This window comes from Parafrigoribacterium mesophilum (genome assembly GCF_039652555.1).
Classification (GTDB): domain Bacteria; phylum Actinomycetota; class Actinomycetes; order Actinomycetales; family Microbacteriaceae; genus Parafrigoribacterium; species Parafrigoribacterium mesophilum.
In genome coordinates this window covers 57,635-83,352 of the sequence record NZ_JBDJAF010000006.1, presented here as the reverse complement: position 1 = coordinate 83,352, position 25,718 = coordinate 57,635, and the positions used below count along the sequence as shown (strand labels likewise).

The following is a 25,718-nucleotide window of genomic DNA, read 5'->3' as shown; positions in this document are numbered from 1 at the left end:
TCAGATCACGGCAGGAAGTGGCTCAATGTGCTCAAGTTGATAGCGGCGATTACGGCCCTTACGGCCGCGGCAGCCTTGCTAACCGGTTGTTCTGCGTCGACGCATGAGGCGCACGGACCCTCGATCCATGTGACTGACACCGCATCGACCGTACTGCACGCATCCAGCGGTCTGACGGTGGCAATCCCCGCCGGTGCCGTCAGCGGCGATGGGACACTGACGGCGACGAAGACAATCGAGGAGGGGGTGAGCGGTTGGTCGATCAAGCTCACGGGGGCGAAACTCACCGGGAAGGCGACTCTTACCTTCGCAGGCTCACCAGTTCCGGGCGAGCCTGCGCCATTGGTCGGATACACGGAGAACCCCGACTCACCGCTAACTCCTGTCCAGGGAGTCTCGCTGACGTCGGAGGGTGCGAAGGTCACAACGACGCATTTCTCATTCTGGTTCGTCGACTGGTGGTCGAACATCAAAAAGGGAATCGCAGCGGTGTGGGGCAAAATATTTAGCCCGGACGCGTCCGGTTCGAAGCCGACGTGCCACGGTGAGGGGGCGATCCGCACGGCCGGTTACAGCGTCTCGAGTTCGTCTGATGACCGCGTCTACTGGTGCATGGGAGATGGCGGACCAGAAAAGCGGCCACAACTGACTGTCGTGAACGCTCGCGGTTACCCGATTGCGGTGCATGAGACGGCGAACATGGTTCTGACGAACCCGGACAACTCCTGGCAGTCACTCCTGCCGCAACTGTTCGCCGTGCTCGGTCAGCCGAAACTGCCTGCCGGCGATTCCATGCATCTCCTGTCCGGCAACGCGTCTTACACGTACAACGACACCGGCGACAATGCTCAGGGCCTGCAGTTCACCGAGAATGGGGCCGCCTACATTGCCTCCGCGTTGATGTACGGAGTTGAAACTGTCACGATGCTCGGCTCAATATTCGGCGCTAAGCCTGTCAAAGCGGTCCTGACCGCATTTGATGACGTCGGGTGCATTTCTGGGTTCAAGAAGATGGCAACAGCGGAGGTCAACTCGGCGGGTAGCGCAGCGAAGTATCTAACTGATGCTGTGGACACCGTGTCGAAGTGTCTCGGCAAGGTTATCGAAGACGTCTACAAAGACGGCGTAATAGTATCCGTCCTGCTCCAGGGCGCGGCATGGATCACTTCCGGGTTCGAGGATGTCGTCAATGGGGGCCGGGCTGTGGTCGACATCTTCGCGCATCCGGAGCCGTACACGATCACGATCACCCAACCAGCGCGTCCGGCTGTCACCGCATCCGACCTCATGTCCATCACCGCGCCGGCCATGTGTAGGCGACCTGCAGAGCAGCTCGTCAACGGGGAGCTCCAGTCCGCCGACCCGCTGATGAACGGGTATACCTGGATCCAAGGTCTCGGGCAAGGCCAGCAGCCCCTCTACACGACGGGGACGACAAGCTCCCACCCCTCCGGCCTCGCAGCCGTCGTCTTCGGCTGCATAGCGACCGGAGGGACCGTTGGCTGGCCCAATGTAATTGGCCTCTACAACAGGTCTTTGGATCTCATCGGCGCAATCGACCTGGGGGCGATCGACCAGCAGGAGCATTCCAATGTGCAGACCCTGGCCTTCACTAATGGGGTACTTCACGTCACGTGGATGACAAACGACTCGTGCCACACTGGTGCCGATGAAACCGTTCCGCGCAGTGCCGACTTCACAATCAACAGCAACGGGCAGGCCACAATCAGCCATTCCGTCACCGGGACTTCGGACCAACCCTGCGACAACTAACGGCAGACCATCCGATGTCTGGCGCCTTTGCGTCTGGCGTCGAGCGGCAACGGTAAGCTCCCCGAGCCCCCGATGATCCACCGACGGGGTTCTCCAGGTTCGCTGACAGACCGTCGATGATTTCCTGGTAGCGGGAGCACGTAGATCCGTTTGATCGCCGTGCAGATCTGGCCGGTCGTCCTGAAGATGCCCTGGGACTGCGGGTCATCGAGAAGCTAACCCCCGACGAGACAGTGATCTACATCGCGCCGACGAACGCGACGGTCACGACGACAGCTACCGGAAAGACCGAGAAGCTCCGGGGTGCAATTGCGTTGACGTCCAGGCGGATCATCTTCACGTACAAGGTGCTGCTGGACCACAAGACGATCTCCGTAGACCTCGTTCAGGTTCAGGGCGTGAACAGCCGAGGCAACTCCATGACGGGCGGCCATGTTGAGGTGCTGACGATGGTCAACACCATCGAGTTCTTGGTCAAGTACAAGAAGGAGACCATCGCAGCGATTCAGCAGGCATTCGAGACGACCATCGCTGCCGCGAAGACCCCGCAGGTGACCGCCCAGCCTGCCCAGACAGACGTGCTGGGGCAAATTAAAAAGTTGGCAGAATTGCGAGCGGCCGGCGTGTTGACGGAATCCGAGTTCGCGCAGAAGAAGGCGGAGTTGCTTACGCGGCTGTAGGTCACCACTCACTGGTACACGGGCCGACCGCGCGCTCGGCACGGCTAGCGGTCCTATTGCGGTTACCGCTCGTCACAAGACCGGAATGGCTGTTGACGATTGAGCGGCCTGTTGAGCTGCTGACCATGTAGCCGCCCGTGTCTGTCGCGGCCAGCGACCAGAAGGCGTTGTTCGGCGGAAGCTGACCTGCCGGGAAGTGCAGACGATAAGCATGCCCCCACTAAGACGCTTACCCGCGCTTCTCGTCGATGCAATGTGTGTCGAAGCTATGAGTTGAAGGCGTGGACATCCGGGAGCGAACGCAGCGAGCTCTTGACGCGGCGTTGGTCGCAGTTGCTGATGGTGCGCCCGTCAGTACGATCCTTCGTGCCGCTCTTCGAGTAGCCACTCTTCGCCAAGATCCGCTCGCGGAGATGTGGATCTCACTTGAGATTCAGGGTGTCAGACCCGGCATGTCGCTGACTGAGCCGGCCGCCGAAGTTCGCGGTCGATTGGTGGCACTCGTCGGCGCAGAAAAGGCGGACTCGCAAAGACGTTCCGCGTTTGAGGCGCTGATGGCCCGACGGAAGCTTTCCAACGAGAAGGATTCAATTGTCGGCCACGGTGCAGCCGAACTGGAGACTCTCGCTGCCTCGATGCAGACTATTTACGACGGCATGGTGACTCCGGGAATGACGCCCCTGGACACTGGTCTCGCCTCTCTTCGCCAGGAGAAGGAGAAGGCCGCAGTGTATCCGATGCTTGTGCAGCAGAGGGTAGTTCTTGGGCGCATTATGGACGCCACATATCGGTACCTGCTCGAAGTGGAATCTGACATGCTCGCTGGCATCGCTATCCCCGACGTGATCGCGCAAGGAAGGGCATTCGTCGAAGAAAGACTGGCATCGCTTGCGCCGGACGCCCTTGGTGCCCTTTCTGCAGCTCAAGAACGTATCGCACAGGGAGATCCGGAGGCTATGAGTCACGCCACCACTTCGTGTCGTCGAGCGATCAAAGCGCTCGCCGATGTGGTCTACCCTCCGCGCGCACCAGTGGTGATTAACGGAGTTGAGCGGGTCATGGATGACGATCATTACCGGAATCGACTTACAGAATACGTTCGTCTGAAAATTGGCCGTTCGACGCATGCTGATGTCCTCGCTTCGAACATCACCGCTTTGGGGACGCGCCTCAAATCTCTGGACGACTTGGCGAGCAAGGGTGTGCACTCAAAGGTGTCGACTACGGAAGCCGATTCGCGCGTGGCGTGGACCTATATGTTGGCGGCGGATCTGTTACGGGTTGAGGAAGAGTCCAAAGCTCCACAGGGCTAGCCGCGCCGACCGCAACCTATCGGCCATCATCGGCATCCATAACCCCCTGGGACAACCGTATCGAGCAGAGGCACGAACAACGCGGCAGTCGGCACCAGGCCATTCATGAGTACCGGCTCGCGCAAGCCGTTCCGCTTCCGGGCACCACTCCCGGATCAAAATGCGGCCTTGAGTATATCTTCGCGACCGTCCGAAAGGTGCCCGCAGAGCGTCCGGCTTACAACCTGTGCAGATGAGTACTGAAATTAGTGCAGACACCTTCTGATAACGACAACAGCACCAGGAGCCGAGTGTGAAGTGGAGGATTCAGAAAATCGAGGATGCGAGGCGCCTCGATAGGCACCTCCATCTGGCCCCTCAAATGGGCCTGCCGGACTGAGTCTTGCTCGCGATATGCTTTGGGGCGAGATTTGCGGTTCGTGCCGCAGTACTCCAGCAAACACAGTATTGGATGAATCAGATGAAAAGACTCGTAGTCTTGGCGATCGCCGGTACGCTCGCTCTCGGCATGACGGCGTGTTCAGCACCCGCGATCAAGTCAAAAGATATGACAGTTGGGCTGAAAGCAAGCGCGATCGAAGACGTGATTGTGGGCGATACGGTCACTCTGGCAGCGAACCGCAAGCTCCTTCACGGACGCACCGACAAGGTGACGCTGATCGTTCAGAGTTCGCCAGATAACAAGGCCTGGACAACAGTAAAGAAGGTGTCGAGCCCGAGTAAGACGAAAGACATCAAAATTGTTCTAGACACTAAAGTCGCCAGCGACCTCACATACCGTGCTGTAGTCAGACCCGTTGCAAAGGATGCGAAGGCGACCGTTTCGAGCGCGCCCGTCAAGGTCACAGTTCTTGATTTACATGCGATGGTGCGGAAGTTCTATTATGACCGCACGCAAGCGTATGCGGTGTCGTCTGATGCTGGCTTTGCTTGGGACGTCGCAAACAATTACCCGGGTCTGTTCGACACACATTCGACGGCATGGCAGCAGACGACGGCCGAGTACAAGGCTGCATCGTTTACTGATTCTTTGGTCCCAGATCTTTCGACTGTGAGCCCGGACACGACGTGGTTGATGCCTGCGACCAAGTGCAACGCAGCACAGACAGCGCCGCTCCCGGGGCGCACATACGTCGTGACGGCAGACGATTCTCAGACTTACAACGGTTTCCCAACGAACAGGAAAGCCGACCTTCACGTCACTCTCCTGAAGGGGAAGCTCTACGACTACGTCAGCTTCTGCCAGTAATGGGCACAGGCAGCGATTCGGACGTTTACAAATTATCTTCCCAACGCAGCTACCCGGAATGTGCAGACAGGGTTCCCTTGCGGGCACAACGCAGATAAAGTCCTCACCGAGGCAGAATTCGCTGAAATGCTCGCCGCGCGCGACCCAGAGAACTGCGAGATGCGCCGCCGACGTATGTTCACGCTCGCCAACGCGCTTCTGGAGGGCTCGCGGCAATGCCTGCCGAAAGCAATCCGCGATCGAGCTCACGGCAACGTCGCCCTGGACGCGACCTTCGTCCCGCTCTACGGAAAAGCGGGAAACCGCTCGGCGAAAAACCCAGAAGGCGATCGGCGCACCGTAAATCCCGACGGAGGATGGTACGGCCGGGAAGGTAGCCACGGGGTCGTGACTCACGCCGACGCCGACTACATGAACCGCACAGACCCCAGCAACAAGGTGAAAGGAACCGCAGAATCGGATCGCAAGTGGGGCATCGAGTTGGAGATCGCGCGCATGACGGCGAACTTCGGCGAAGAGTGCGAAGTGTTCCCACTACTGACCGTTGGCGTCAGCTTCCACATCCCCGGGGCCATCAGAGGAGAGGCACTCCGCATCGCCGAATCTCTCCTTGAACGAGGGCACCAGGCCAACTTCTTCATCGTCGACCGCGCCTACCCTAACGGTAAGGTCCACGAATATGCCGTGCCGCTCCGACTTCTCGGGTTCAAGCACGTCTTCGGCTACAAGAAGAACCAAATCGGGGTCCAGGCATACGACAAGCGCGGATTCGTTCACATATCCGGCGCCTGGTACCTCGATACCGTGCCGAACGCCCTCCGCGAAGCCGACTTGGTCATCTTCAACGCACGCACGAAATGGTTCTACCACGGCCGGGCCTACAAAGAGGCACCGCAGGGCAGTGAAGCACGGAAGTCCCACGACGCCCTGAAGAAGGCAACCGAGCAGGCAGAACAGTTGTACGCGAAGCAGGTCGCGCGCCGCGAGAAGTCCCGACTCATGCCCAAAGGCAAGATGACCGACGACTGGACCCGCCGTTACATCATCCCGACCGATGCACCCGATTACGCAAAGTGGAAAGCACAGCCCGGTGCACACCAAGGCGTCACTGTGACCATGCATCGCCCCAGCGACAAAGAGTTCGATAAGAACCCCAACGCTGGCGGTCTCAAGACCGAGCAGTACTACCCATGGGGCGGACTGGAATGGCTCGCAGCTAGCGGCATGCGCAACGGAGTGGAATCACTCAATGCCAACATCAAGCGCGCCCAATTCGAAGACCTCGCCTCCGCATCAAAACGAGCCGTGCGTGGGAACACCTTCACCTACGTCGTCGGCGTTGCCGCTCTGGTCTCGGAGAACCTTCGCAAGATGATCTCGTTCTTCAAAGAGAAGCTCACAATCAAAAGTCTCACGGCTAAGAACAGGCGTAACCCGTCCATGTTCTGGCAAAGCAAAGACTCAGTCGCCAGCCTGGACGAAAGCATCATCCCGCTGGAATAACCCGCGAGCACCACCTCGACACCTCACCTGCACGACTCGAACGATTCGGCGCGCCTGAAAATTTTCAGGCGCGCCTTTTTGCGTTTCCAGGCACCCCTGGCACCCGTCAACAACGACGCATTCACCGCATCCCGGCAAGGAAAAAGGGCCGGACGAACGACATTCGATCGTCGCGACCCATTCTCTGAAGAAAAACCGCCCATTGTCGGAAATTCACCTCTGTGTCCGAAGGGGGACTTGAACCCCCACGCCCTATACGGGCACTAGCACCTCAAGCTAGCGCGTCTGCCATTTCCGCCATCCGGACTGGATGTTTTCGGCTTGCACCGACTCACGAGAATAGCACGAGAGCGCACCCCAGTTTCGCCCACCGGGGCGTGCGGCCGCGTTTCGACTGACGGCCCACCGCGACGAATGCTCCGGTTGCCAGGCTCAATTCGCTGAAAACTCGTAACTTCCCAGTAACGTGGACCCATGGCCCGAACGAAGCCCACCGAAGACCTTGATCAGACCGCGCGCGTTGCCCGCGACCTGATCCGGTTCGACACCACGAATTACGGCGACGGCAAGTCGAACGGGGAGACGGATGCCGCCGAGTACGTGAGCGCCGCGCTCACAGAACTCGGGCTCGAGCCGCAGCTGTTCGAGTCCGAGCCTGGACGGGTCAGCCTCGTCGCCCGTGTCGAGGGCAGCCACGACGGTGCTGGAACCGACAAGGGGGCACTGGTTGTCCACGGCCACCTCGACGTCGTCCCCGCTACACCGGAGACCTGGTCGGTCGACCCGTTCGAAGGCGTCATCAAAGATGGCATGCTCTGGGGCCGCGGCGCCATCGACATGAAGAACACCAACGCGATGATCCTCACAGCGCTCCAAGACATCCTCGGCGCGGACAAGCGCCCCGCCCGCGACCTCATCGTCGCATTCTTCGCCGATGAAGAAGACGGCGGACTGCTCGGATCCCACTACCTGGTCAAGGAGCATCCGGAAGTCTTCACCGGCGCCACCGAAGCCATCGGCGAAGTCGGCGGCTATTCAATCACCCTCGGCGACCAGCGCGCCTACCTCGTGCAAACCGGGGAGAAAGCCCTGGTCTGGATCAAACTTATCGCCCGCGGACCGGCCGCCCACGGCTCCCGCCTGCTCCACAACAACGCGATTACCCGCCTGGCCGACGCGGTGGCGCGCATCGGCCAGGCGGGACTGGCCGATCCGGCTCACCTACGCCACCGCCGAACTGCTGCTCGAGATCGCCGCCATGCTCGGCCACGACCCGCAGCAGGTCGGCCCCGACGAACTCGCGATCGCCACTGGGTCGGCGTCCGGATTCATCCAAGCCAGCCTGCGCACCACCACCAACCCCACCGCGTTCACCGCTGGCTACAAGCACAATGTGGTGCCCGACATCGCCGAGGCGCTCATGGACGTACGCACCCTGCCCGGTAAAGAAGACGCCGTTCTCGCCGAGATCCGCGAGCTGGTCGGTCCGGACATCGAGGTCGTCGTCATGCACCAGGATGTCGGGCTGGAGAATGAGTTCAGCGGCCCGCTGATCGACGCCGCCTCCGCCGCGCTGCTGAAGAACGACCCGGGCGCCCGCGTGCTTCCCTACCTATTCCCCGGCGGCACCGACAACAAGGCGCTCAGCAAGCTGGGAATCGCCGGCTACGGATTCGCACCGCTGCGCCTGCCCGCCGAGCTGGATTTCCCCTCCCTGTTCCATGGCGTTGACGAACGGGTACCGCTTGACGCATTAGTCTTTGGCAGGCAGGTCCTCACGGATTTCCTGCTGGAGTACTAGCAACAGCCGGACCAGCCGACTGCACGACCACGAACGAAAGCGGTGCCGGTGGGCATTCTTGAGGCGATCATCCTCGGCCTGGTACAGGGCCTCACCGAATTCCTCCCCATCTCCTCCAGCGCCCACCTGCGCATCGTGGGGGAGTTCCTCGGCACCGGTGCCGACCCCGGCGCCGCGTTCACCGCGATCACCCAACTCGGGACCGAAACGGCGGTGATCATCTACTTCTGGCCCGACATCCGCCGCATCGTCTCCAAGTGGGCGCGCTCGCTGGTCGGTCGCGTGCCGCGCACCGACCAGGACGCCCGCATGGGCTGGTTCATCATCCTGGGCAGCGTGCCGATCGTGGTGCTTGGCCTGCTGTTCCAAACCGCGATCGAGACCACGCTGCGCTCCCTGTGGATCATCGCGACCACCCTCATCGTGTTCGGCATCCTGCTCGGGGTGGCGGATGCCGTCGGCGCCAAGAAGCGCCGCCTGCGCGAGCTGACCTGGCCGCACGCCATCATCTACGGCCTGGCCCAGGCGCTCGCCCTGATCCCCGGCGTGTCCCGCTCCGGCGGCACCATGACCGGCGGACTGTTCCTCGGCTACGACCGCCGCGCGGTGGCCCGCTACTCGTTCCTGCTCGCCATCCCCGCCGTGTTCGGCAGCGGCCTGTACCAGCTGTACAAGACGATCAAGGAGCCCTGCCTCAGCGCCGCCTCCGGATGCGCGCCCGAGGTGTTCAGCGGGGTGGAGACCGCCACCGCGACCGCCATCGCGTTCATTGTCGGCTTCATCGTGATCGCGTTCTTCATGCGCTACATCACCAGGCATTCGTTCCTGCCGTTCGTGATCTACCGCATCCTGCTCGGCGGCGCGCTGATCGTGCTGCTGTCCACCGGAGTGCTGCTGCCCAACTAGGCTGAGAGCGTGAGATCCTGGAGCCGGCCAACGATCCCGGCCCTGCCCGGACGCGGCGCCATCCCCCGGGTCTTCGACAGCGTCAGTCAGAGCGTCAAGCCCACCCAGCCCCACGATGTCGCCTCGCTGTACGTGTGCGGCATCACGCCCTACGACGCCACCCACCTTGGCCACGCGGCCACGTACCTCGCCTATGACATCCTGGTGCGGCTCTGGCTGGATGCCCGATTCGCCGTCGACTACGTGCAGAACGTTACGGATGTCGACGACCCGCTGTTAGAGCGCGCCGCAGCCACCGGAGTGGACTGGCAGGACCTCGCCGCGGAGCAGACCGAATTGTTCCGACACGACATGGAAGCGTTGCGGATCATCCCGCCCGACCACTACGTGGCCGTCACCGAGGCCATCGCGCCGATTGCCGCCGCCGTGAAAGGCCTGCTCGACCGGGGGATCGCCTACACGGTCGAGAGCCCGGATGCCGCGCCGGACATCTACTACGACACCACCCTCGGCGCCGACGCCGGTCCGTGGTTCCTGGGCCGCGAAAGCAACCTTGACCGGGCGACCATGCTTGAGCTATCGGCCGAGCGCGGCGGCGACCCGGACCGGCCAGGCAAACGGGACCCGCTCGATCCGCTGCTGTGGCGCTCCGAACGCCGGGGAGAACCGGCCTGGGATTCCCCGGTCGGCCGCGGCCGGCCGGGCTGGCATATCGAGTGCACCGTCATCGGGCTGGAGCACCTCACCTCGCCGATCACCGTGAACGGCGGCGGCAGCGATCTGATCTTCCCGCACCACGAATACAGTGCGGGACATTCCTCCTCGCTCACCGGCCGGTTCTGGTCCGCCATCTACTCGCACGCTGGCATGGTGGCTTACCAGGGCGAGAAGATGAGCAAATCGCTGGGCAACCTGGTGCTGGTCTCCCGGCTGGTCGCCGATGGTATCGACCCCCGGGTCATCCGGCTCGCCCTGCTGGCCGAGCACTACCGGTCGGACTGGGAGTGGACCGCCGACCACCTGCGCACCGCGGGGGAGCGACTCACCACTTGGGAAGCCTGGGCGGCGCATCCGGGCACCGGAACCGACACGGCGCTCGTGGACGAACTGCGGGACATCCTCGCCGATGACCTCGATACTCCCACGGCGGTGCGTCGGATCGACGCGTACATCGCCTCCGAGGCGCCGGCGACCGCGGTGCTGGTGGATGCGATCGACGCGCTGCTCGGCATCCGTCTCGCGCCCTGAGGGCGAGCGTCGCTCCCTGAGGGCGAGCCGCCAGGCGAGCGCTCGAAGGGAACGACCCAAAACACCACCCCTTCGAGACGGTCGCTAGAGCGACCTCCTCAGGGACCGGACAACACCCGGTCCCTGAGGGCGAGCCGCCAGGCGAGCGTCGGTCCCTGAGGGCGAGCCGCCAGGCGAGCGCTCGAAGGGAACAACCCAACACACCACCTCTTCGAGACGGTCGCTAGAGCGACCTCCTCAGGGAGCGAAGACGGTTGCTAGAGCGACCTCCTCACGGACCGGACAACACACGGTCCCTGAGGGCGAGCCGCAAGGCGAGCGCTCGAAGGGAACCTGTGGACAACTTCCTCGTACTTGGTGGACCCCAGGCATACTCCTCCGATGGCATACGTCTACATCCTCGAATGCGCCGATGGCAGCTATTACACGGGCAGTACAGTCGACCTCGAACGACGATTGTGGGAACACGAAAACGGATTCGGCGCCAACTTCACCCGAAAACACCGCGGAGCACGACTCGTCTTTTGCGAGGAGTCCGAAAGCATCCGCACCGCGTTCGAACGCGAGAAGCAGGTTCAAGGTTGGAGCCGCGCCAAAAAGCTGGCGCTCATTCAGTCACGATGGAAGGATCTACCCGCGCTCTCGAAACGAAAGCCGCGGGAGTCGGAGTAGGCGGGCGTTCGATCTGATGCACTCCCTTCGAGATGGTCGCTACAGCGACCTCCTCAGGGAGCGCTTGCTACTGGGTGGGCGGACGCCAGGGGTCGTCCGGACGCTGGTCACGACCGTCGGCCTTGCCGTCGCGACGCTTCAGGTACTGCTCGAACTCCTTGGCGATGGCCTCGCCGCTGGCCTCGGGGGAGTCCACGGTGTCCCGGGCCCGCTCCAATTGCCGGATGTAGGAGGCCATGTCGTCGTCGTCCTTGGCCAGCGCGTCGATGCCGCTTTCCCACGCCGCGGACTCGTCGACCAGGTCGCCGCGCGGAATCACCACGTCGATGATCTCCTCCAACCGGTCGATCAGCGCCAGCGTCGCCTTGGGCGACGGTGCATTGTGCACGTAGTGCGGCACGGATGCCCAGACCGACAGCGTGGGAATCCCCTCCGTCTCCGCCGCCTCACCCAGCACCGACAGGATGCCCACCGGCCCCTCGTAGGCGCTCTTCTCGATCCCGAGTTCGCTGCGTACCGCTTGGTTCTCGCTGGTGGCGAAGATGGAGATCGGGCGGGTGTGCGGCACGTCCGCGAGCATCGCCCCGAGCATCACGATGCCGGTGATCTCGCACTGCCGGACCGTCTCCATGATCTCCGCGGTAAAGCTGCGCCAGTTGCGGGACGGTTCGGTACCCAGCAGCACGTAGATGTTCGAACCGTTGTCCCCGCTGACCGACAGCTCCGCATCCTCGGCGAGAGGACGCACCTTTTTCTTACGGTGCGATGCCGGACCGAAGATCTCCACCGTCGGCCAGACCAGCACGCGCTTGCCCTCGTCGTCGGTGGTCACCGTGGGCCGGTTGAACTGGAAGTCGAAGTACTTCTCGGAGTCAACCTCGGCAATGGACTGCAGGTCGAGGAGATCTTTCAGGGTGTGCACGGCCCCGCTAGCCGCGTCCCCGGCGTCATTCCAGCCTTCGAAGGCCACGACCAGAAGCCGTCCGCTCAAGATCCCGGTGCTGTCTGGGCTGTCTGGCACGTCTCATCCTCGCTATGCCGCCACCGGCGTGGTGCCAGCTTTCATCTGACAAGGATAAGACTTCGTTCCCCCGTACGCAGGCATCGGCGGTACGCCCACAGCAGACACGACGATTGCCCCAACTAGACTGCTGGTCGTGACCGATCTCCTGCCCGCCGCCGTCCTCTGGGACATGGACGGCACCCTGGTCGACACGGAACCGTATTGGATGCAGGCCGAAATCGAACTGGTGGCCTCGTTCGGCGGCATCTGGACCGCCCAGGACGGGCTCACCCTCGTCGGCTCCGGCCTGTGGCACTCCGCCGGAGTGCTCCAGGAACGCGGCGTCGCGCTCGAGTTGGACGAGATCGTCACCCGGCTCACCGATCGGGTGCTGGAGCAGATCGCGGTCCGGGTGCCCTGGCGGCCGGGCGCCCTGGAACTGCTCGCAGAACTCAAGAACGCCGGCATCCCGACCGCCCTGGTCACGATGTCGATCCGGCGGATGGCCGAGCACGTGGCGGCCGCCGCCCCGGCCGGCACCTTCGACGGCATCATCGCCGGCGACGAAGTCAGCCACAGCAAACCGCATCCGGAACCATACCTGCGCGGGGCGCAACTGCTGAACGTCGCCGCGGACGATTGCGTGGCCATCGAGGACTCCCGGCCGGGCCTGGAATCCGCGGCCGCCGCCGGCGCCGTCTGCATCGGCGTGCCGCTGCACGTCTCGCTTCCCGAGCACGTCTCCTACACGGTGTGGGACACCCTCGACGGCAAGACCCTGGTCGACCTCGCGAACGTGTTCCAGTCCGCGCGCACGCTCGAGAGCGGCGTCCGGTGAGCGCACCCTCGGCGCAGCGCCGTCAAAGCGGCCCGTTCCGAGCCGGTGATAAGGCTCAACTGACCGGACCGAAGGGCAAGCTCAACACCATCGCCCTCGAAGCAGGAGCGGTGTTCTACACACACCGCGGCGGCATCGCCCACGACGACATCATCGGTGCGCCGGATGCCAGTGTCGTGCACAGCAGCAACGGCGACGAATACCTCGCGATGCGGCCGCTGCTGGCGGACTTCGTCATGTCGATGCCGCGCGGGGCGGCGATCGTCTATCCGAAGGACGCCGCGCAGATCCTCGCCCTCGGCGACGTCTTCCCCGGCGCCAACGTCGTGGAAGCCGGAGTGGGCTCCGGCGCGCTGACCCTGTGGCTGCTGCGGGCGGTGGGCGAGACCGGGCACCTCACCTCGTTCGAGCGGCGCGACGAGTTCGCCCGGGTCGCCACCGGTAACGTCGTCAGCTTTCTGGGCGCCGCCCCCGCCAACTGGACCCTCACCGTCGGCGACTTCGTCGACGCGCTGCCCGCCGCCGCCGACGCCGGCACGGTGGACCGGATCGTGCTCGACATGCTGGCACCCTGGGAGTGCGTCGACGCCTGCGCACAGGCGCTCACCCCGGGCGGCGTGCTGATCTGTTACATCGCCACGGTCACCCAACTGTCCCGCACCGCGGAGGCGCTGCGCGCCACCGGCGCGTTCAACGACCCGGACTCGTCCGAAACCATTGTGCGCGGCTGGCACGTCGAAGGCCTCGCCGTGCGGCCGGACCACCGGATGATCGGCCACACCGGATTCCTGCTGCGCGCCCGCCGCCTCGCCCCCGGGGCGGTGCTGCCGCGACTGAAGCGCAGGGCATCCAAGAGCGCATACACCGACGAGGACGTCGAGGCGTGGACCCCGGGATCGCTCGGCGAACGCACCGCCAGCGACAAACGCCTGCGCCGCACCGCACGCGCCGCCGAAGCGGATGCGCAGCGCGCGATCGCCCGCACGTCGGGAGCCGACGAATCCGCAACCTAGAATTGTTGTCACATCGCCCGTACACAGGAAATGAGGATTCGTGCGCAAAGCTGCCGCACTGATCGTGACCTTTGGAATGCTCGCCGCACTGACGGCGTGCTCCGGCCCCGCCGGCGCTGGGGGATGCGACTCGCCGATCACCTCGGGCGGAGCCTCCTCGGTGGTGACGGCGACCGGCGACCTGGGGGCCGAGCCGAAGGTCGACTTCCCGACCCCCGTGGTGACCAAGAACACCCAGCGCACGCAGTTGCTGCCCGGCGATGGGCCGGCTCTGCAGGAGGGCCAGTCCGCCCTGGTCGAGTTGACCCTGCTCAACGGTGCCACGGGCGCCGTGTTGACCCAGACGGCGTACGACGGCATCGGCGGCAGCCTCATCACCGTGGGCCCGTCCAGCTTCCCGGCGCTGAGCGAGGGGCTCGCGTGCGCCACCGTCGGTTCCCGTGTCGCCATCGTCGGATCGGCGCAGGACACCCATGAGGGGCAGGCTAGTGCTGCTCAGGGCATCGGCGCCAACGACTCGTTCGTCTTCGTGGTGGACATCCTCAGGGCGTTCCCGGCCAAGGCGCATGGCACCGGTCAGGTGCCCCAGGTCGGTCTGCCCGCCGTCGTGCTCGCTCCGAACGGCACGCCAGGCATCACGATCCCGAACTCCCCTGCACCGAACGCGCTGAAGGTGGCGTTGCTGCAAGCCGGCGACGGCGTCAAGGTCGCGGACGGCGACTACGTGGTGCTCAAGTACACCGGAGTGACCTGGGCTGACGGCACCGTCTTCGATTCCACCTGGAAGGACGGCCCCGCCGTTGTCAAGGAGCTGGTGAAGTCGGACACGGTTCCCGAAGGTCTGGTGAAAGGCTTGGCCGGCAAGCGGGTCGGATCGCAGGTGCTGTTGGTCGTCCCGCCGAAGCTCGCCGAGGGCCTCACCTCGGCGCCGACGGATGCCACACTGGTCTATGTCGTCGACATTCTCGGAATCATTCCGCACTCCAAGTAGCCACCAACGTGTCTGAAGCGTCAGCATCCCGGATCCCGGTTGAAGAGCGTCTCTTCAGCCTGGTGCTGGCGCTCCTGGCCTCCGAGCGCGGGTTGACGAAACACGAAATCCTTTCCACCGTGCAGGGCTACCGTCAGCAGTATTCCGCCGGTGGCGACAACGCCACGCTGGAGCGGCAATTCGAGCGCGACAAGGACGGCATCCGAGAGCTCGGCATCCCGCTCGACACTCTCGAATCACCCGACCAGCCCGGAAGTAACCAGAGCCTTCGGTATCGCATCCTGCGCGGCGCCTACGAACTGCCCTCAGACATCACCTTCTCCGCGGAGGAGACGGCGCTGCTTGGTCTGGCCGCCATGGTCTGGCGGGAGGGCTCGCTCTCGGAGGAATCCCGGCGCGCACTGATGAAACTGCAGTCCCTCGGCGGCGCCAACGACGAGCCGGTGCTCGGCTACGAACCGCGGGTCCACGTGCGCGACCGGGCGTTCGAGCCAGTGCGCGGCGCGTTGGAGCGACGGGTGATGGTGCGATTCTCCTATCTGAAGCCGGGCGATGCCGCCGCCCGGGTGCGCACCGTCGCCCCGCTCGCCCTGGTGCAGCATCAGGGCCGGTGGCACCTGTACGCCGACGAGCCGGCCAGCGCCGGCACCAGAACCTTCCTGCTGCGCCGCATCGTCAGCGACGTCGAGGTGACCGGTACCGCGTTCACACCGCCGGAAGGCGACCAGGCCGCCCAGGCCCTCGCGGGGTTGGAGGCGGTATGGAACGCGCACGTCGCAACGGTGCGCACCACGCCGGACACGGATGCCGCCGTGCGGCTGGGCAAACGGCGCGGCGCCGCCCGCATCGCACCGGACACGCTCACCCTGCACTACTCGGACATCAACATCTTCGCCGACGAACTGGCCGGGTACGGGCCGGAGGTGCTCGCCCTGTCGCCGCCCGAGTTGGTCGACGCGGTGCTGACCCGGCTGCGGCGCACCGTCGCCGACCACGAGGGCCCGGCGGAGGGAGTCGACCATGGCTGACGCTCACGGCGCCGTCAACGCCAGGGACCGGCTCGCCTTCCTGCTGGCGCTGGTGCCCTACCTCATCGATCACGAACGGGTCGCCGTCGCCACGGTGGCCGAGCATTTCCGGATGCCGGCGGAGCGCATCCGGGAGGCGGTGCGGCTCATCGCGGTGTCTGGGATCCCCGGGGAGACCGCGCAGTACCAGCACGGCGACCTCTTCGACATCGCCTGGGACGACTTCGAGGACAACGACCAGATCGTGCTCACCCACCTGGTTGCCATCGACGACACGCCGAGGTTCTCCGGTCGAGAGGCCGCCGCGCTGATCGCCGGGCTGCAGTATCTTTCGGCATTGCCGGAAAGCGCGGACCGCACCGCGATGGCCACCCTGGCCGACAAGCTGTCCCGGGGCGCCTCCGCGCATCCGAGCGCACTGGCTGTGGAGGGCTCCGAGCCCGACGAGATCCTCGCGCTGCTGCGCGGCGCCATCACCCGCGGCGTGCAGGTCGAGTTCGATTACTCAGCCGCCAGCGGCACCCACGGCCGACGGCGAGTCGATCCGCTGCGCATCGAGTCGATGGATGCCGACTGGTATCTCCGCGGTTGGTGTCACCTTCGCGACGGCCTGCGCACCTTCCGCCTGGACCGGATCCGCGCACTCACCGTCACCGACACAGCACTGACCCACCCCGCACTGACCGACAGCGCGAGGACCGACACCGGCCTGACCGACCAGGGCGCCGTGCTGCCCGACTCGCTGTTCGAGCGCTCGGAAAGCGACACCACGGTGGTGCTCGAGGTGCTCAGCTCCGCCCTGCCGCTGCTCGCCGACTACGTCACTACAGCGCCGAAGCCGGTGTCCGCGGACCGTTCCCGGGTCACCATTTCGGTGGCGCACTTCCATAGCCTCAAGCGGCTGGTGGCCGGGATGTCGTCGGTGGTCACCGTCATCGAGCCCGGCGACGCCCGCCGCACCGTCGCCGAGTGGGCCGCCGCCGGCGCCGCCCGGTACGAGGCCCGCAACTAGCGCAGGCTACCAGCGCGCAAACCGTTATCCGGTGCGCAGGATACGTGCGGGACACCCGGGCTAAAATGATAGTCTCGCTGCACGACACAAAGGACGTGACCGGATGTTTGGAAACCTCACCGGGTGGCATGCGCTGATCATCTTGGCGATCGTCATCCTGTTATTCGGCGCCACGAAGTTGCCGGCCCTCGCGCGCAGCGTTGGACAGTCGATGAAAATCTTCAAGAACGAAGTAAAGAGTTCTGACGATGACAAGAAAACCGGCGGCCCCGAGGACTCCGACAACACCCAGTCGCATCCGAAGCCGTAGCAACTGTGGCCGCGCGTAGCGGGCGAGGCGCAACACGCGAAAAACGGATGTCGCTCGGCCAGCACCTGATTGAACTGCGGAAGCGCCTGTTCCGCTCGGCACTCGCCATCCTGATCGCCACCATCGTGGGCTGGTTCCTGGCGGACCTGGTCTGGAACGCGCTGCGTGAGCCGATCATCACCATCGCCAGGGCGCACAACGCCACCATTAACTACTCGAACATCACCTCCGCGTTCGACCTCAAGATCCAGATTGCGCTGACCGCGGGCGTGGTGATGTCCAGTCCGTTCTGGCTGTACCAGATCTTCGCCTTCCTGGTCCCGGGGCTCACCGGCAAGGAGAAGCGGTACACCTTCGGTTTCTTCTTCACCGCCGTGCCGCTTTTCTTGGCCGGCTGCGCGGCCGGCTGGTACGTGCTGCCGCACATCGTGGTGCTCCTCACCTCATTCGTCCCGCCCGAAGATGCCAGCTTCATCGAGGCGAAGGACTACCTCGGCTTCGTGCTCAAACTGGTGCTGGCCATCGGCGTCGCGTTTGTGCTGCCGGTGTTCATCGTGCTGCTGAACTTCATCGGCATCCTTTCGGCTCGCGGCATCCTCAAGGCCTGGCGGGTCGCCATCCTGCTCATCTGCGTGTTCACGGCGATCGCCACCCCTGCCGCGGACGTGATGTCGATGTTCCTGCTGGCCATCCCGATGGTGGTGCTCTACTTCATCGCGGTCGGTGTCGCATTCTGGCATGACGCGTGGGCACAGCGGAGGGCGCGCGGCGTGGACTCTGAGTTGTCCAGCCCGAGCGCCGCATGAGCAGCGAGCTTTCGCCGGCCGAGCGGTACGCCGCCGCGCGCACCCTGGCTCGCACTCCGCGAATGGACGCCTTCCGCCGCTCGCTCGCGTTCGACCTCGACCCGTTCCAGCTGGCCGCGTGCAGCGCACTCGAGCACGGCAGCAGCGTACTGGTGGCCGCGCCGACCGGCGCAGGCAAGACCATCGTCGCCGACTTCGCCGTGTACCTTGCCATGCGCGATCCCGCCGCGAAGGTGTTTTACACGGCGCCGATGAAGGCGCTGAGCAATCAGAAGTACCAGGACTTCGTCGCGGAATACGGTACCAGCGAGGTGGGGCTGCTCACCGGTGACACGAACATCAACTCCGGTGCCCGCATCGTGGTGATGACCACCGAAGTGCTGCGCAACATGCTTTACGCCGACTCCGACCTGCTCAAGAACCTCTCCTTCGTCGTGATGGACGAGGTGCACTACCTGGCCGACCGGTTCCGCGGCGCGGTGTGGGAAGAGGTGATCATCCACCTCGATCAGCAGGTGCGGCTGGTGTCGCTGAGCGCCACGGTGTCCAACGCCGAGGAATTCGGCGACTGGCTGCAAGCGGTGCGGGGCGAGACAGCGGTGATCGTCTCCGAGGAGCGCCCGGTGCCGCTGGACCAGCACGTGCTGGTGCGCGGCAAACTGCTGGACCTGTTCGAAGCCAAAACCACCGACGGCTCGGAACAGTCGCAGCGGGTCAACCCGGAACTGGTGCGGCTCGCCGGCAGCTCCAGGCAGCCCGGCAAGAGCCGCGGCCATCACGGCGGCGGCTACCGCCAGAGCTACCACCGCGACCGCGGCTTCGACAGCGGCCGAATGGATCGGGCGCACCTGGTGCGGCTGCTCGAATCGCAGAACCTGCTGCCGGCGATCTTCTTCATTTTCAGCCGCAACGGATGCGACAAGGCCGTCGCGAACGTACTGCACGCCGGGGTGCGCCTCACCAGCACCAGCGAGCGCGACGAGATCCGCGCCATCGTGGAGGAACGCTGCCGCACCCTGCGCGACGAGGATCTCGCGGTGCTCGGCTACTGGCCGTGGCTGGCATCGCTGGAACGCGGCGTCGCCGCCCACCACGCCGGAATGCTGCCCGCGTTCAAGGAAGTGGTGGAAGAGCTCTTCCAACGCAAGCTGGTGCGCGCGGTCTTCGCCACCGAGACTCTCGCGCTGGGCATCAACATGCCGGCCCGCACCGTGGTGCTGGAGAAGCTGGAGAAGTTCAACGGCGAGGCCCGGGTACCGATCACCCCGGGGGAGTACACCCAGCTCACCGGGCGGGCCGGCCGCCGCGGCATCGACTCGTTGGGCCACTCGGTGATCCAGTGGCAGTCCGGCTTGGACGCGGAGGCGGTGGCCTCGCTGGCGTCCCGGCGCACCTACCCGCTGAACTCCAGCTTCAAACCCACCTACAACATGGCCGTCAACCTCATCGAGCAGTTCGGCCGCGAGCGCACCAGGGACATCCTGGAATCCTCGTTCGCTCAGTTCCAGGCCGACCGCTCGGTGGTGAGCCTGGCCAGGAAGGTCCGCAGCCAGTCGGAGTCGCTGGACGGCTACGCAAAATCGATGACGTGTCACCTGGGCGACTTCACCGAGTACGCGGCGCTGCGCCGCGAACTCACCGACCTGGAGCGCAAGGGCGCCAGCCAGGCGCAGAGCCGGGCGGATCGGGAACGCCGCGGGCATCAGCTGAACGCGCTGCGCAAACGGGTGAAGCAGCATCCGTGCCACGCCTGCAAGGATCGCGAGACCCACGCCCGCTGGGCGGAGCGCTGGTGGCGGCTGAAAAAGCAGACCGACGACCTGACCAGGCAGATCAGGGAACGCACCGGCCTGATCGCGAAGATCTTCGACCGGGTGAGCGACGTGCTGCTCGAGCTGGGCTACCTGGCCCGCCGCGACGGCACCCTGGTGGTGGGCCCGCACGGCCGAACGCTGCGCCGCATCTACGGCGAACGCGACCTCCTGGTGGCCGAATGCCTGCGCCGCGGCACCTGGAAGCAGTTGGATGTCGCCGGGATGGCGGCGATGGCCACGGCGCTGGTCTACGAACCACGGCGGGAAGACGGCGCGCTGACCTACCACCGGATGCCGAACCCCACCTTCCGGTCCGCGTTCGAGAAGACCACCGACCTGTGGAGCAACCTCGACGATCTGGAGCGGGAGCACCGCTTGCCGGGAAGCGAACCGCCCTCGGCCGCCATGTGCCTACCCATGTACCACTGGGCGCAGGGCGGCGCCCTGGATGCTGTGCTGAGCGACGCCGAACTGGCCGCCGGCGACTTCGTGCGCATCGCCAAGCAGGCCGTCGACCTGCTCGACCAGATCTCGCTGGTGGGTGACGGCACCGTCGGCCCGGCCGCGCACGCCGCCGTGGATGCCGTGCGGCGCGGCATCGTGGCGTATTCGAGTGTGAGCTGACCGTGGTGGGCCGATCCCGGGCGCGTCTGCGCAGTGCGTGGCTGCTGCCCGCCGCTCTGCCGGCCCGATGGCGGTCGGCCGTGCGTGGTCCAGCCCTGGCGGCCCCGAAGCTGTGGCTGGCCTGCGTCACCGCCGCTGCGGCCGGCATCATCAATGCCGCCGCGTTCCCCGACCTGGGCTGGTGGCCGCTGGTCATCCCCGGCACCGCGCTGATGCTCTGGTCGCTGCGGGCTCGTCGGGCCGGCGGCGGGTTCCTGGTCGGTCTGATCGGCGGATTCGCGTTCTTCGGCACGCACATCTTCTGGCTCACCGTGTACCTCGGCCCGGTGCCGTGGCTGGCGCTGGCCGGGCTGCAGTCGGTGTTCTTCGGCTTCGGGGCGATGCTGATGGCCCTGGCCTGGCGCACCGTGCCGGCGCTGTGGCCGGGCCGGATCGGGCGTCTGCTGCTGCTGCCGTTGGTGCTGGCCGGGTTATGGACGCTGCGGGAGGCGATCACCAGTGTCTGGCCGTACGGCGGATTCTCCTGGGGGCGCCTGGCCTTCTCGCAGTCGGCCAGCCCGCTCGGTCATCTGGTCGCGTGGATCGGCATCTCCGGGCTGAGCTTCGTGCTGGCGGCGCTGGCCGCCATCGCACTGCAGGCGCTGCTCGAGGTGAGGCTGTCCGGCCTGGCGCGCGCCATCGCGGTGGTGGCGGCGTTCGCGGTGGTCGCGGTGGTGCCGGCCTGGCCGGTGGCATCCTCCGGGTCGTTCCGGGTCGCGGCGGTGCAGGGCGCCTCCGACGCCGGACTGTTCGCCCAGCACCAGCCGGGACAGACCCTGCAGGACCACCTCCGGGAGACCATCCCGCTCATCGGCGAGACGGTGGACCTGGTGGTGTGGCCGGAGAACGCCGCCGACATCGATCCGCTTCGGGACGGCGCGTCGGCGCGCGCGCTGGACCGGATCACCGCGGACATGAACGCGCCGCTGGTCACCGGGACCATCACCGAGGATGCGAGGGGGCGCCTGTTCAACAGCCTGCTGCTCTGGAAGTCGGGGGAGGGGGCGGTGGCCCAGTACGACAAAATCCATCCGGTGCCCTTCGCCGAGTACCTCCCGGACCGGCAGTTCTGGTACCCGTTCGCGCCCAGCCTGTTCGACTTGGTTCCGCGCGACTATGCGATCGGCACGAGACCGAACGTGTTCGACATCAACCACGTGCTGGCCGGCGTGGCGATCTGCTTCGACATCGTGGACGACGGGTTGATCCACCAGATGATCGACACCGGAGCGCAGGTGATCCTCGCGCCCACGAACAACGCCGATTTCGGGCACACCGATGAAAGCGTGCAGCAGCTGGCGATCGCACGACTGCGCGCCATGGAGACCAGCCGCAGCGTCGTGAACATCTCCACGGTGGGCACCAGCGCGATCATCGCGCCGGACGGCAGCACCATCGCCGCGCTGCCCACCTGGACTCCCGGTTCGATGGTCGAGACGGTGCCGCTCAGCGACGCGATCACCCCGGCGATGATGTTCGGGCGCGAGTTGGAGTGGTTGCTGACCGGGTTGTCGTTCGCGGCCCTGGTCGTCGCCACGGTGGTCGACCGGCGCCGACTCAGTGTTGGCAGACGCAGTGGCGGCCGACGTGGCTGAGGTGCTGGTGATCGTGCCGACCTACAACGAGATCGGCAACCTGGCCGCCGTACTGGGCCGATTGCGTCAGGCGGTGCCGGCGGCGGATGTGCTCGTGGTCGACGACGCCAGCCCGGACGGCACCGGCGCCCTCGCGGATCGGTTCGCCGCGGACGACCCCGGCGTGTCGGTGTGGCACCGCACGGCCAAGGCGGGCCTGGGCCGCGCCTATGTTGACAGCTTCGAGCGGGCGCTGGAGGCGGGATACTCGTTGCTCGTGGAGATGGATGCCGATGGCTCGCACGATCCGGCCGAGCTGCCGGCCATGCTGGCCATCGCCGCATCCGGAGCCGACCTCGTGCTGGGCTCCCGGTGGGTGACCGGCGGTGCTGTTCGCAACTGGCCCTGGTTGCGTCAGGCCATTTCCCGGATCGGTAACGCCTACGCCCGGGCGGTTCTGGGCTCCGGCGTGCACGACCTCACCTCGGGGTTCCGGGTGTTCCGCGCCGAGGCGCTGCGGTCACTCGATCTCAGCACCGTGTCCTCCCAGGGTTACTGCTTCCAGGTGGAGCTGGCCTGGCGGTTGGAGCGTCGCGGCGCCCGCATCGTGGAGCATCCCATCACGTTCGTGGAACGCACCGTTGGGCGCTCGAAAATGCACGCCGGGATCGTGGCGGAAGCGCTGCTGCGGGTCACCGGGTGGGGACTGACGAAGCGCCGCACCTGATCGCCGACGCGCCGGATGCGCTACGCGCCGATCTTGTGCTGGCCGCGGCGGGCGCGCAGGTAGTCGAGGCGGTCTTGCAGTAGTTCTTCGAGCTCGGCGCGGGTACGGCGCTCGAGCAGCATGTCCCAGTGGGTGCGCGCCACCTTGGTGTGCGACTCCTCCTGCGGGACGGGAACCCCGTCGTCGGCGAGCAGCCGGCCCTCCTGACCGCTCTTGGGCGATTCCCAAATCTGAGGGATCTCTGCGTCAGCGGAAAAGGTGACCTCGAAGGTCGAACCGTCGTCGGCCTGGTATCTGCTCTTTTTTCTCGGGGAAAAAGTGACGCCGACATCGCTTTGTAGGCTCTGTGCGCCAAGTCTCATTCCACGCAAACTACGATCCGCCATTGTGTGGTCTCCTGTCTCGCGAGGCTCTCAACGTTATAAACCACCAAGCTGGGCATAACCTTTCCGCCGTTCGCCATTCACAGGCGGTTCACAGTCTGCCGGGACGCTACTACTTGCCCGTCATCAACTGCACCGCCAGGTCGGCTCGGTCTGTCACGAGACCATCCACGCCCAGATCCAGTAATCGCCGCATATCCGCTTGCGCATTGACTGTCCACACGTGCACCTCGACGTCTGCTGCGTGGAACAGACGGATCGTTCTAGACGTGACGAAGCGTACACCGTTTCTGCTCTCGGGGATCTGTACCGCGTCGATGTTGTGCAGAACGCGGCGCAGCACCGGCCCGGCGCCGGCGGAGGCAGCGGCGATGGCGACCGCGAACGTGCGTGCCGACGCCGAAGTGGCCACGCCGGGCAACTGTGCCAGCACCGCCAGGCGCCGGGCGTCGCTGAACGAGGTGATCAGCACCCGATCGTGGGCGCCAGCCTCCCGCACCGCCCGCACGGTGCCCGCAATCGCGTCGGGGGACTTCACGTCGATGTTGAACCGGGCCTGCGGGAACGCGTGCAGGGCATCCGCGAGGCTGGCGTAGCCCTGCCCCTGGCCGAGTCCGGTGCCGCGCAACTGGGCGGCGGACAGCTGCCGTACCGGGACGTTTCTGCCGGTGAGTCGGAACAGGTCGGGGTCGTGGCTGAGTATCGCCTCGGCATCCGCGCTGGCGCGCACATCGGTCTCGAGATAGTCGACGCCCAGCGCCAGGGCGCGCTCGAACGCGAGCAGAGTGTTCTCCGGGGCGTCCACCGCGAAACCGCGATGGGCCAGGATCCGCGCGCCGCCGGGGAAGCAGGAGTCCGCGGCGAAGAAGCCGCTCTGGCGGCGCAATGTTCTACTCGACGCGCGGCGTGGCGCGGTCGATGAAGGCGGTGCCCAGTCCCTGCAGCGCCTGGGTCAGCTCGCTCGGGATGATCCACAGCTTGCTCGAATCGCTCTCGGCGATCTTGGGCAGGGTGAGCAGGTACTGGTAGGCCAGCAGACGCGGGTCGGGGTCGCCGTCGTGGATGGCCTGGAACACGGTGGTGATCGCCTTGGCTTCACCCTCGGCCCGCAGCACCGCCGCCTTCGCGTCGCCCTCGGCCTCGAGGATGGCCGCCTGCCGGGCGCCTTCCGCGGTGAGGATCGCGGACTGCTTGGTGCCCTCGGCGGTGAGGATCACCGCGCGGCGGTCCCGCTCGGCGCGCATCTGCTTTTCCATCGAGTCCTGGATGGACACCGGCGGGTCGATCGCCTTGAGCTCGACCCGGCCGACGCGGATGCCCCACTTGCCGGTGGCCTCGTCCAGCACGATGCGCAATTGCCCATTGATGTTGTCGCGACTGGTCAGCGCCTCTTCCAGGTTCAGCCCGCCGACGACGTTACGCAGTGTCGTGGTGGTCAGCTGCTCGACCGCGCCGAGGTAGTTCGCGATCTCGTAGGTGGCGGCCCGCGCATCCGTCACCTGGAAGTACACCACGGTATCGATCGAGACGACCAGGTTGTCCTCGGTGATCACCGGCTGCGGCGGGAAGGAGACCACCTGCTCGCGCATGTCGATGAGCGGCCGCACCCGGTCGATCAGCGGGATGACGATGTTGAGTCCTGGCAGCAGCGTCTTGTGGTACTTGCCGAGCCGTTCGACGACTCCTGCCGTGGCCTGGGGGATGATCCGGATCGCGCGACCGAGAATCACCAGAACGAAGATGACGATGATCGCCAGGATGATGAACAGCACGATCTGACCTGGGTCCAGTGTCATTGCGGGTTCCTTTCAGCGCGGACCACCACGGCGGTGGCTCCGTCGATCTCGGTGACGAGCACTCGGTCGCCGATTTCGACGTCTTGGTCGCGTTCGACGGGTGAGAGCCGGGCGGTCCAGGTCTCGCCGTTGGCCAGTTGGGCGTGGCCCTGGCCGTTGACGAAGTCGGTGGTGACGATTCCATCGATGCCGATCAAGGCATCGACGAGGGTTTTGGCCGGATCACCGCCGCGTTTGAGCAGGCGCAGCAGGGGCGGCCGCACCGCCAGCAGCAGCAGCAGGGCCAGCACGCACGCCACGATGATCTGGGCCCACCACTCCAGCCCGAACAAACCGGAGATCAGCCCGCCCAGGCTGCCGAGCGCGATCATCAGAAAGGTGAACTCGAGGGTGGACACCTCGACGATGAGGAAAATCAGGATCAGGCCCAGCCAGAAAATCCAGGCGAAGTCGGTGAGAAATTCTGCGGGCACTGTCAGCACTCCTTGTGCGTCATGTCTTCACTGAAGCTATCATCAGCCGGCGCCGGGATGGAGCATTCCCCCGCATTGGTATCCTCAACAGCACAGTGCTTAATCAACAGCACAGTGCTGCGCGGTGTCGCAGCGCCATCGA

24 protein-coding genes, 1 tRNA gene and 1 pseudogene are annotated in these 25,718 nt (G+C 65.3%); 19 read left to right on the top strand and 7 right to left on the bottom strand.

Translation table 11 applies throughout. The features are described from left to right. Positions 1-129: 129 nt before the first annotated feature. Positions 130-1,773 carry a hypothetical protein gene (locus ABFX56_RS15170; RefSeq protein WP_346234197.1) on the top strand — a complete coding sequence of 548 codons (1,644 nt, stop codon included), beginning with the start codon at positions 130-132 and terminating at the stop codon, positions 1,771-1,773. Positions 1,774-2,006: 233 nt separating this feature from the next. After that, the gene (locus ABFX56_RS15165) at positions 2,007-2,453 is read left to right on the top strand and encodes an SHOCT domain-containing protein (protein ID WP_346234196.1); all 447 of its coding nucleotides are present in this window, start codon (positions 2,007-2,009) and stop codon (positions 2,451-2,453) included. Between the two features lies 1 nt (position 2,454). On the opposite strand, the gene ABFX56_RS16315 is transcribed toward ABFX56_RS15165, so the two are convergent. After that, on the bottom strand, positions 2,455-2,655 hold the full coding sequence (locus tag ABFX56_RS16315; protein WP_428834462.1) for a DUF1214 domain-containing protein: 201 nt from the start codon (positions 2,653-2,655) through the stop codon (positions 2,455-2,457). Between the two features lie 250 nt (positions 2,656-2,905). Here ABFX56_RS16315 and ABFX56_RS15160 point away from each other — a divergent pair, with 250 nt between their 5' ends. The 3 genes from ABFX56_RS15160 (at position 2,906) to ABFX56_RS15150 (ending at position 6,518) form a co-directional block, all read left to right on the top strand. Next, positions 2,906-3,766 carry a hypothetical protein gene (locus ABFX56_RS15160; RefSeq protein WP_346234195.1) on the top strand — a complete coding sequence of 287 codons (861 nt, stop codon included), beginning with the start codon at positions 2,906-2,908 and terminating at the stop codon, positions 3,764-3,766. Between the two features lie 451 nt (positions 3,767-4,217). After that, positions 4,218-5,015 (top strand): hypothetical protein, encoded by a 798-nt coding sequence (locus ABFX56_RS15155; RefSeq protein ID WP_346234194.1) that lies wholly within the window; start codon positions 4,218-4,220, stop codon positions 5,013-5,015. Between the two features lie 126 nt (positions 5,016-5,141). Then, positions 5,142-6,518 carry a hypothetical protein gene (locus ABFX56_RS15150; RefSeq protein WP_346234193.1) on the top strand — a complete coding sequence of 459 codons (1,377 nt, stop codon included), beginning with the start codon at positions 5,142-5,144 and terminating at the stop codon, positions 6,516-6,518. A 222-nt stretch (positions 6,519-6,740) separates the two neighbouring features. Here ABFX56_RS15150 and ABFX56_RS15145 read toward each other — a convergent pair. Further along, a tRNA-Leu gene (locus tag ABFX56_RS15145) sits at positions 6,741-6,825 on the bottom strand. A gap of 167 nt (positions 6,826-6,992) precedes the next feature. Between ABFX56_RS15145 and ABFX56_RS15140 the strand changes: the two are divergent. From ABFX56_RS15140 to ABFX56_RS15125, 4 genes and pseudogenes are all read left to right on the top strand, one after another. Continuing rightward, a pseudogene (locus tag ABFX56_RS15140) lies at positions 6,993-8,319 on the top strand (M20/M25/M40 family metallo-hydrolase). A gap of 48 nt (positions 8,320-8,367) precedes the next feature. Continuing rightward, positions 8,368-9,225: an undecaprenyl-diphosphate phosphatase gene (locus ABFX56_RS15135; protein ID WP_346234192.1), complete on the top strand. Its 858-nt coding sequence runs from the start codon at positions 8,368-8,370 to the stop codon at positions 9,223-9,225. A gap of 9 nt (positions 9,226-9,234) precedes the next feature. Further along, a complete protein-coding gene (gene mshC, locus ABFX56_RS15130; protein WP_346234191.1) occupies positions 9,235-10,473 on the top strand; it encodes a cysteine--1-D-myo-inosityl 2-amino-2-deoxy-alpha-D-glucopyranoside ligase in 1,239 nt (412 codons plus the stop codon). A gap of 381 nt (positions 10,474-10,854) precedes the next feature. After that, positions 10,855-11,145, top strand: coding sequence for a GIY-YIG nuclease family protein (locus ABFX56_RS15125; RefSeq protein WP_346234190.1), 291 nt, complete (start codon positions 10,855-10,857; stop codon positions 11,143-11,145). 67 nt (positions 11,146-11,212) lie between these two features. On the opposite strand, the gene ABFX56_RS15120 is transcribed toward ABFX56_RS15125, so the two are convergent. Then, positions 11,213-12,166: a PAC2 family protein gene (locus tag ABFX56_RS15120; RefSeq protein ID WP_346234189.1), complete on the bottom strand. Its 954-nt coding sequence runs from the start codon at positions 12,164-12,166 to the stop codon at positions 11,213-11,215. Positions 12,167-12,302: 136 nt separating this feature from the next. Between ABFX56_RS15120 and ABFX56_RS15115 the strand changes: the two genes are divergently transcribed. From ABFX56_RS15115 to ABFX56_RS15070, 10 genes are all read left to right on the top strand, one after another. Beyond that, positions 12,303-12,986: an HAD family hydrolase gene (locus ABFX56_RS15115; RefSeq protein ID WP_346234188.1), complete on the top strand. Its 684-nt coding sequence runs from the start codon at positions 12,303-12,305 to the stop codon at positions 12,984-12,986. Then, positions 12,983-13,999: a tRNA (adenine-N1)-methyltransferase gene (locus ABFX56_RS15110; RefSeq protein ID WP_346234187.1), complete on the top strand. Its 1,017-nt coding sequence runs from the start codon at positions 12,983-12,985 to the stop codon at positions 13,997-13,999. Before ABFX56_RS15115 ends, ABFX56_RS15110 begins: the two co-directional genes overlap by 4 nt. Before the next feature lie 40 nt (positions 14,000-14,039). After that, complete coding sequence (locus ABFX56_RS15105; RefSeq protein WP_346234186.1) at positions 14,040-14,990, top strand: FKBP-type peptidyl-prolyl cis-trans isomerase; 951 nt, start codon at positions 14,040-14,042, stop codon at positions 14,988-14,990. Between the two features lie 8 nt (positions 14,991-14,998). Then, complete coding sequence (locus tag ABFX56_RS15100) at positions 14,999-16,018, top strand: helix-turn-helix transcriptional regulator (RefSeq protein ID WP_346234185.1); 1,020 nt, start codon at positions 14,999-15,001, stop codon at positions 16,016-16,018. Next, positions 16,011-17,030 carry a helix-turn-helix transcriptional regulator gene (locus tag ABFX56_RS15095; RefSeq protein ID WP_346234184.1) on the top strand — a complete coding sequence of 340 codons (1,020 nt, stop codon included), beginning with the start codon at positions 16,011-16,013 and terminating at the stop codon, positions 17,028-17,030. Before ABFX56_RS15100 ends, ABFX56_RS15095 begins: the two co-directional genes overlap by 8 nt. A 103-nt stretch (positions 17,031-17,133) precedes the next feature. Further along, complete coding sequence (tatA, locus tag ABFX56_RS15090; RefSeq protein WP_346234183.1) at positions 17,134-17,340, top strand: twin-arginine translocase TatA/TatE family subunit; 207 nt, start codon at positions 17,134-17,136, stop codon at positions 17,338-17,340. Positions 17,341-17,387: 47 nt separating this feature from the next. Further along, entirely contained in the window at positions 17,388-18,146 is a 759-nt protein-coding gene (gene tatC / locus ABFX56_RS15085; RefSeq protein WP_346234182.1) for a twin-arginine translocase subunit TatC, read from the top strand. Beyond that, entirely contained in the window at positions 18,143-20,584 is a 2,442-nt protein-coding gene (locus ABFX56_RS15080) for a DEAD/DEAH box helicase (protein WP_346234181.1), read from the top strand. Before tatC ends, ABFX56_RS15080 begins: the two co-directional genes overlap by 4 nt. A 5-nt stretch (positions 20,585-20,589) precedes the next feature. Then, positions 20,590-22,218, top strand: coding sequence for an apolipoprotein N-acyltransferase (lnt, locus tag ABFX56_RS15075; protein WP_346234180.1), 1,629 nt, complete (start codon positions 20,590-20,592; stop codon positions 22,216-22,218). Continuing rightward, complete coding sequence (locus ABFX56_RS15070; RefSeq protein WP_346234179.1) at positions 22,211-22,924, top strand: polyprenol monophosphomannose synthase; 714 nt, start codon at positions 22,211-22,213, stop codon at positions 22,922-22,924. The genes lnt and ABFX56_RS15070 overlap by 8 nt, the downstream gene beginning before the upstream one ends. A gap of 20 nt (positions 22,925-22,944) precedes the next feature. Here the strand turns inward: ABFX56_RS15070 and ABFX56_RS15065 are convergent, their stop codons facing one another. From ABFX56_RS15065 to ABFX56_RS15050, 4 genes are all read right to left on the bottom strand, one after another. Next, complete coding sequence (locus tag ABFX56_RS15065) at positions 22,945-23,310, bottom strand: RNA polymerase-binding protein RbpA (protein ID WP_346234178.1); 366 nt, start codon at positions 23,308-23,310, stop codon at positions 22,945-22,947. A 109-nt stretch (positions 23,311-23,419) separates the two neighbouring features. Then, positions 23,420-24,193, bottom strand: a complete 774-nt coding sequence (locus ABFX56_RS15060) for a glycerophosphodiester phosphodiesterase family protein (RefSeq protein WP_346234177.1) — start codon at positions 24,191-24,193, stop codon at positions 23,420-23,422. Between the two features lie 4 nt (positions 24,194-24,197). After that, the gene (locus tag ABFX56_RS15055; protein WP_346234176.1) at positions 24,198-25,103 is read right to left on the bottom strand and encodes an SPFH domain-containing protein; all 906 of its coding nucleotides are present in this window, start codon (positions 25,101-25,103) and stop codon (positions 24,198-24,200) included. After that, a complete protein-coding gene (locus ABFX56_RS15050; RefSeq protein ID WP_346234175.1) occupies positions 25,100-25,576 on the bottom strand; it encodes an NfeD family protein in 477 nt (158 codons plus the stop codon). Before ABFX56_RS15050 ends, ABFX56_RS15055 begins: the two co-directional genes overlap by 4 nt. Between the last annotated feature and the right edge of the window lie 142 nt (positions 25,577-25,718).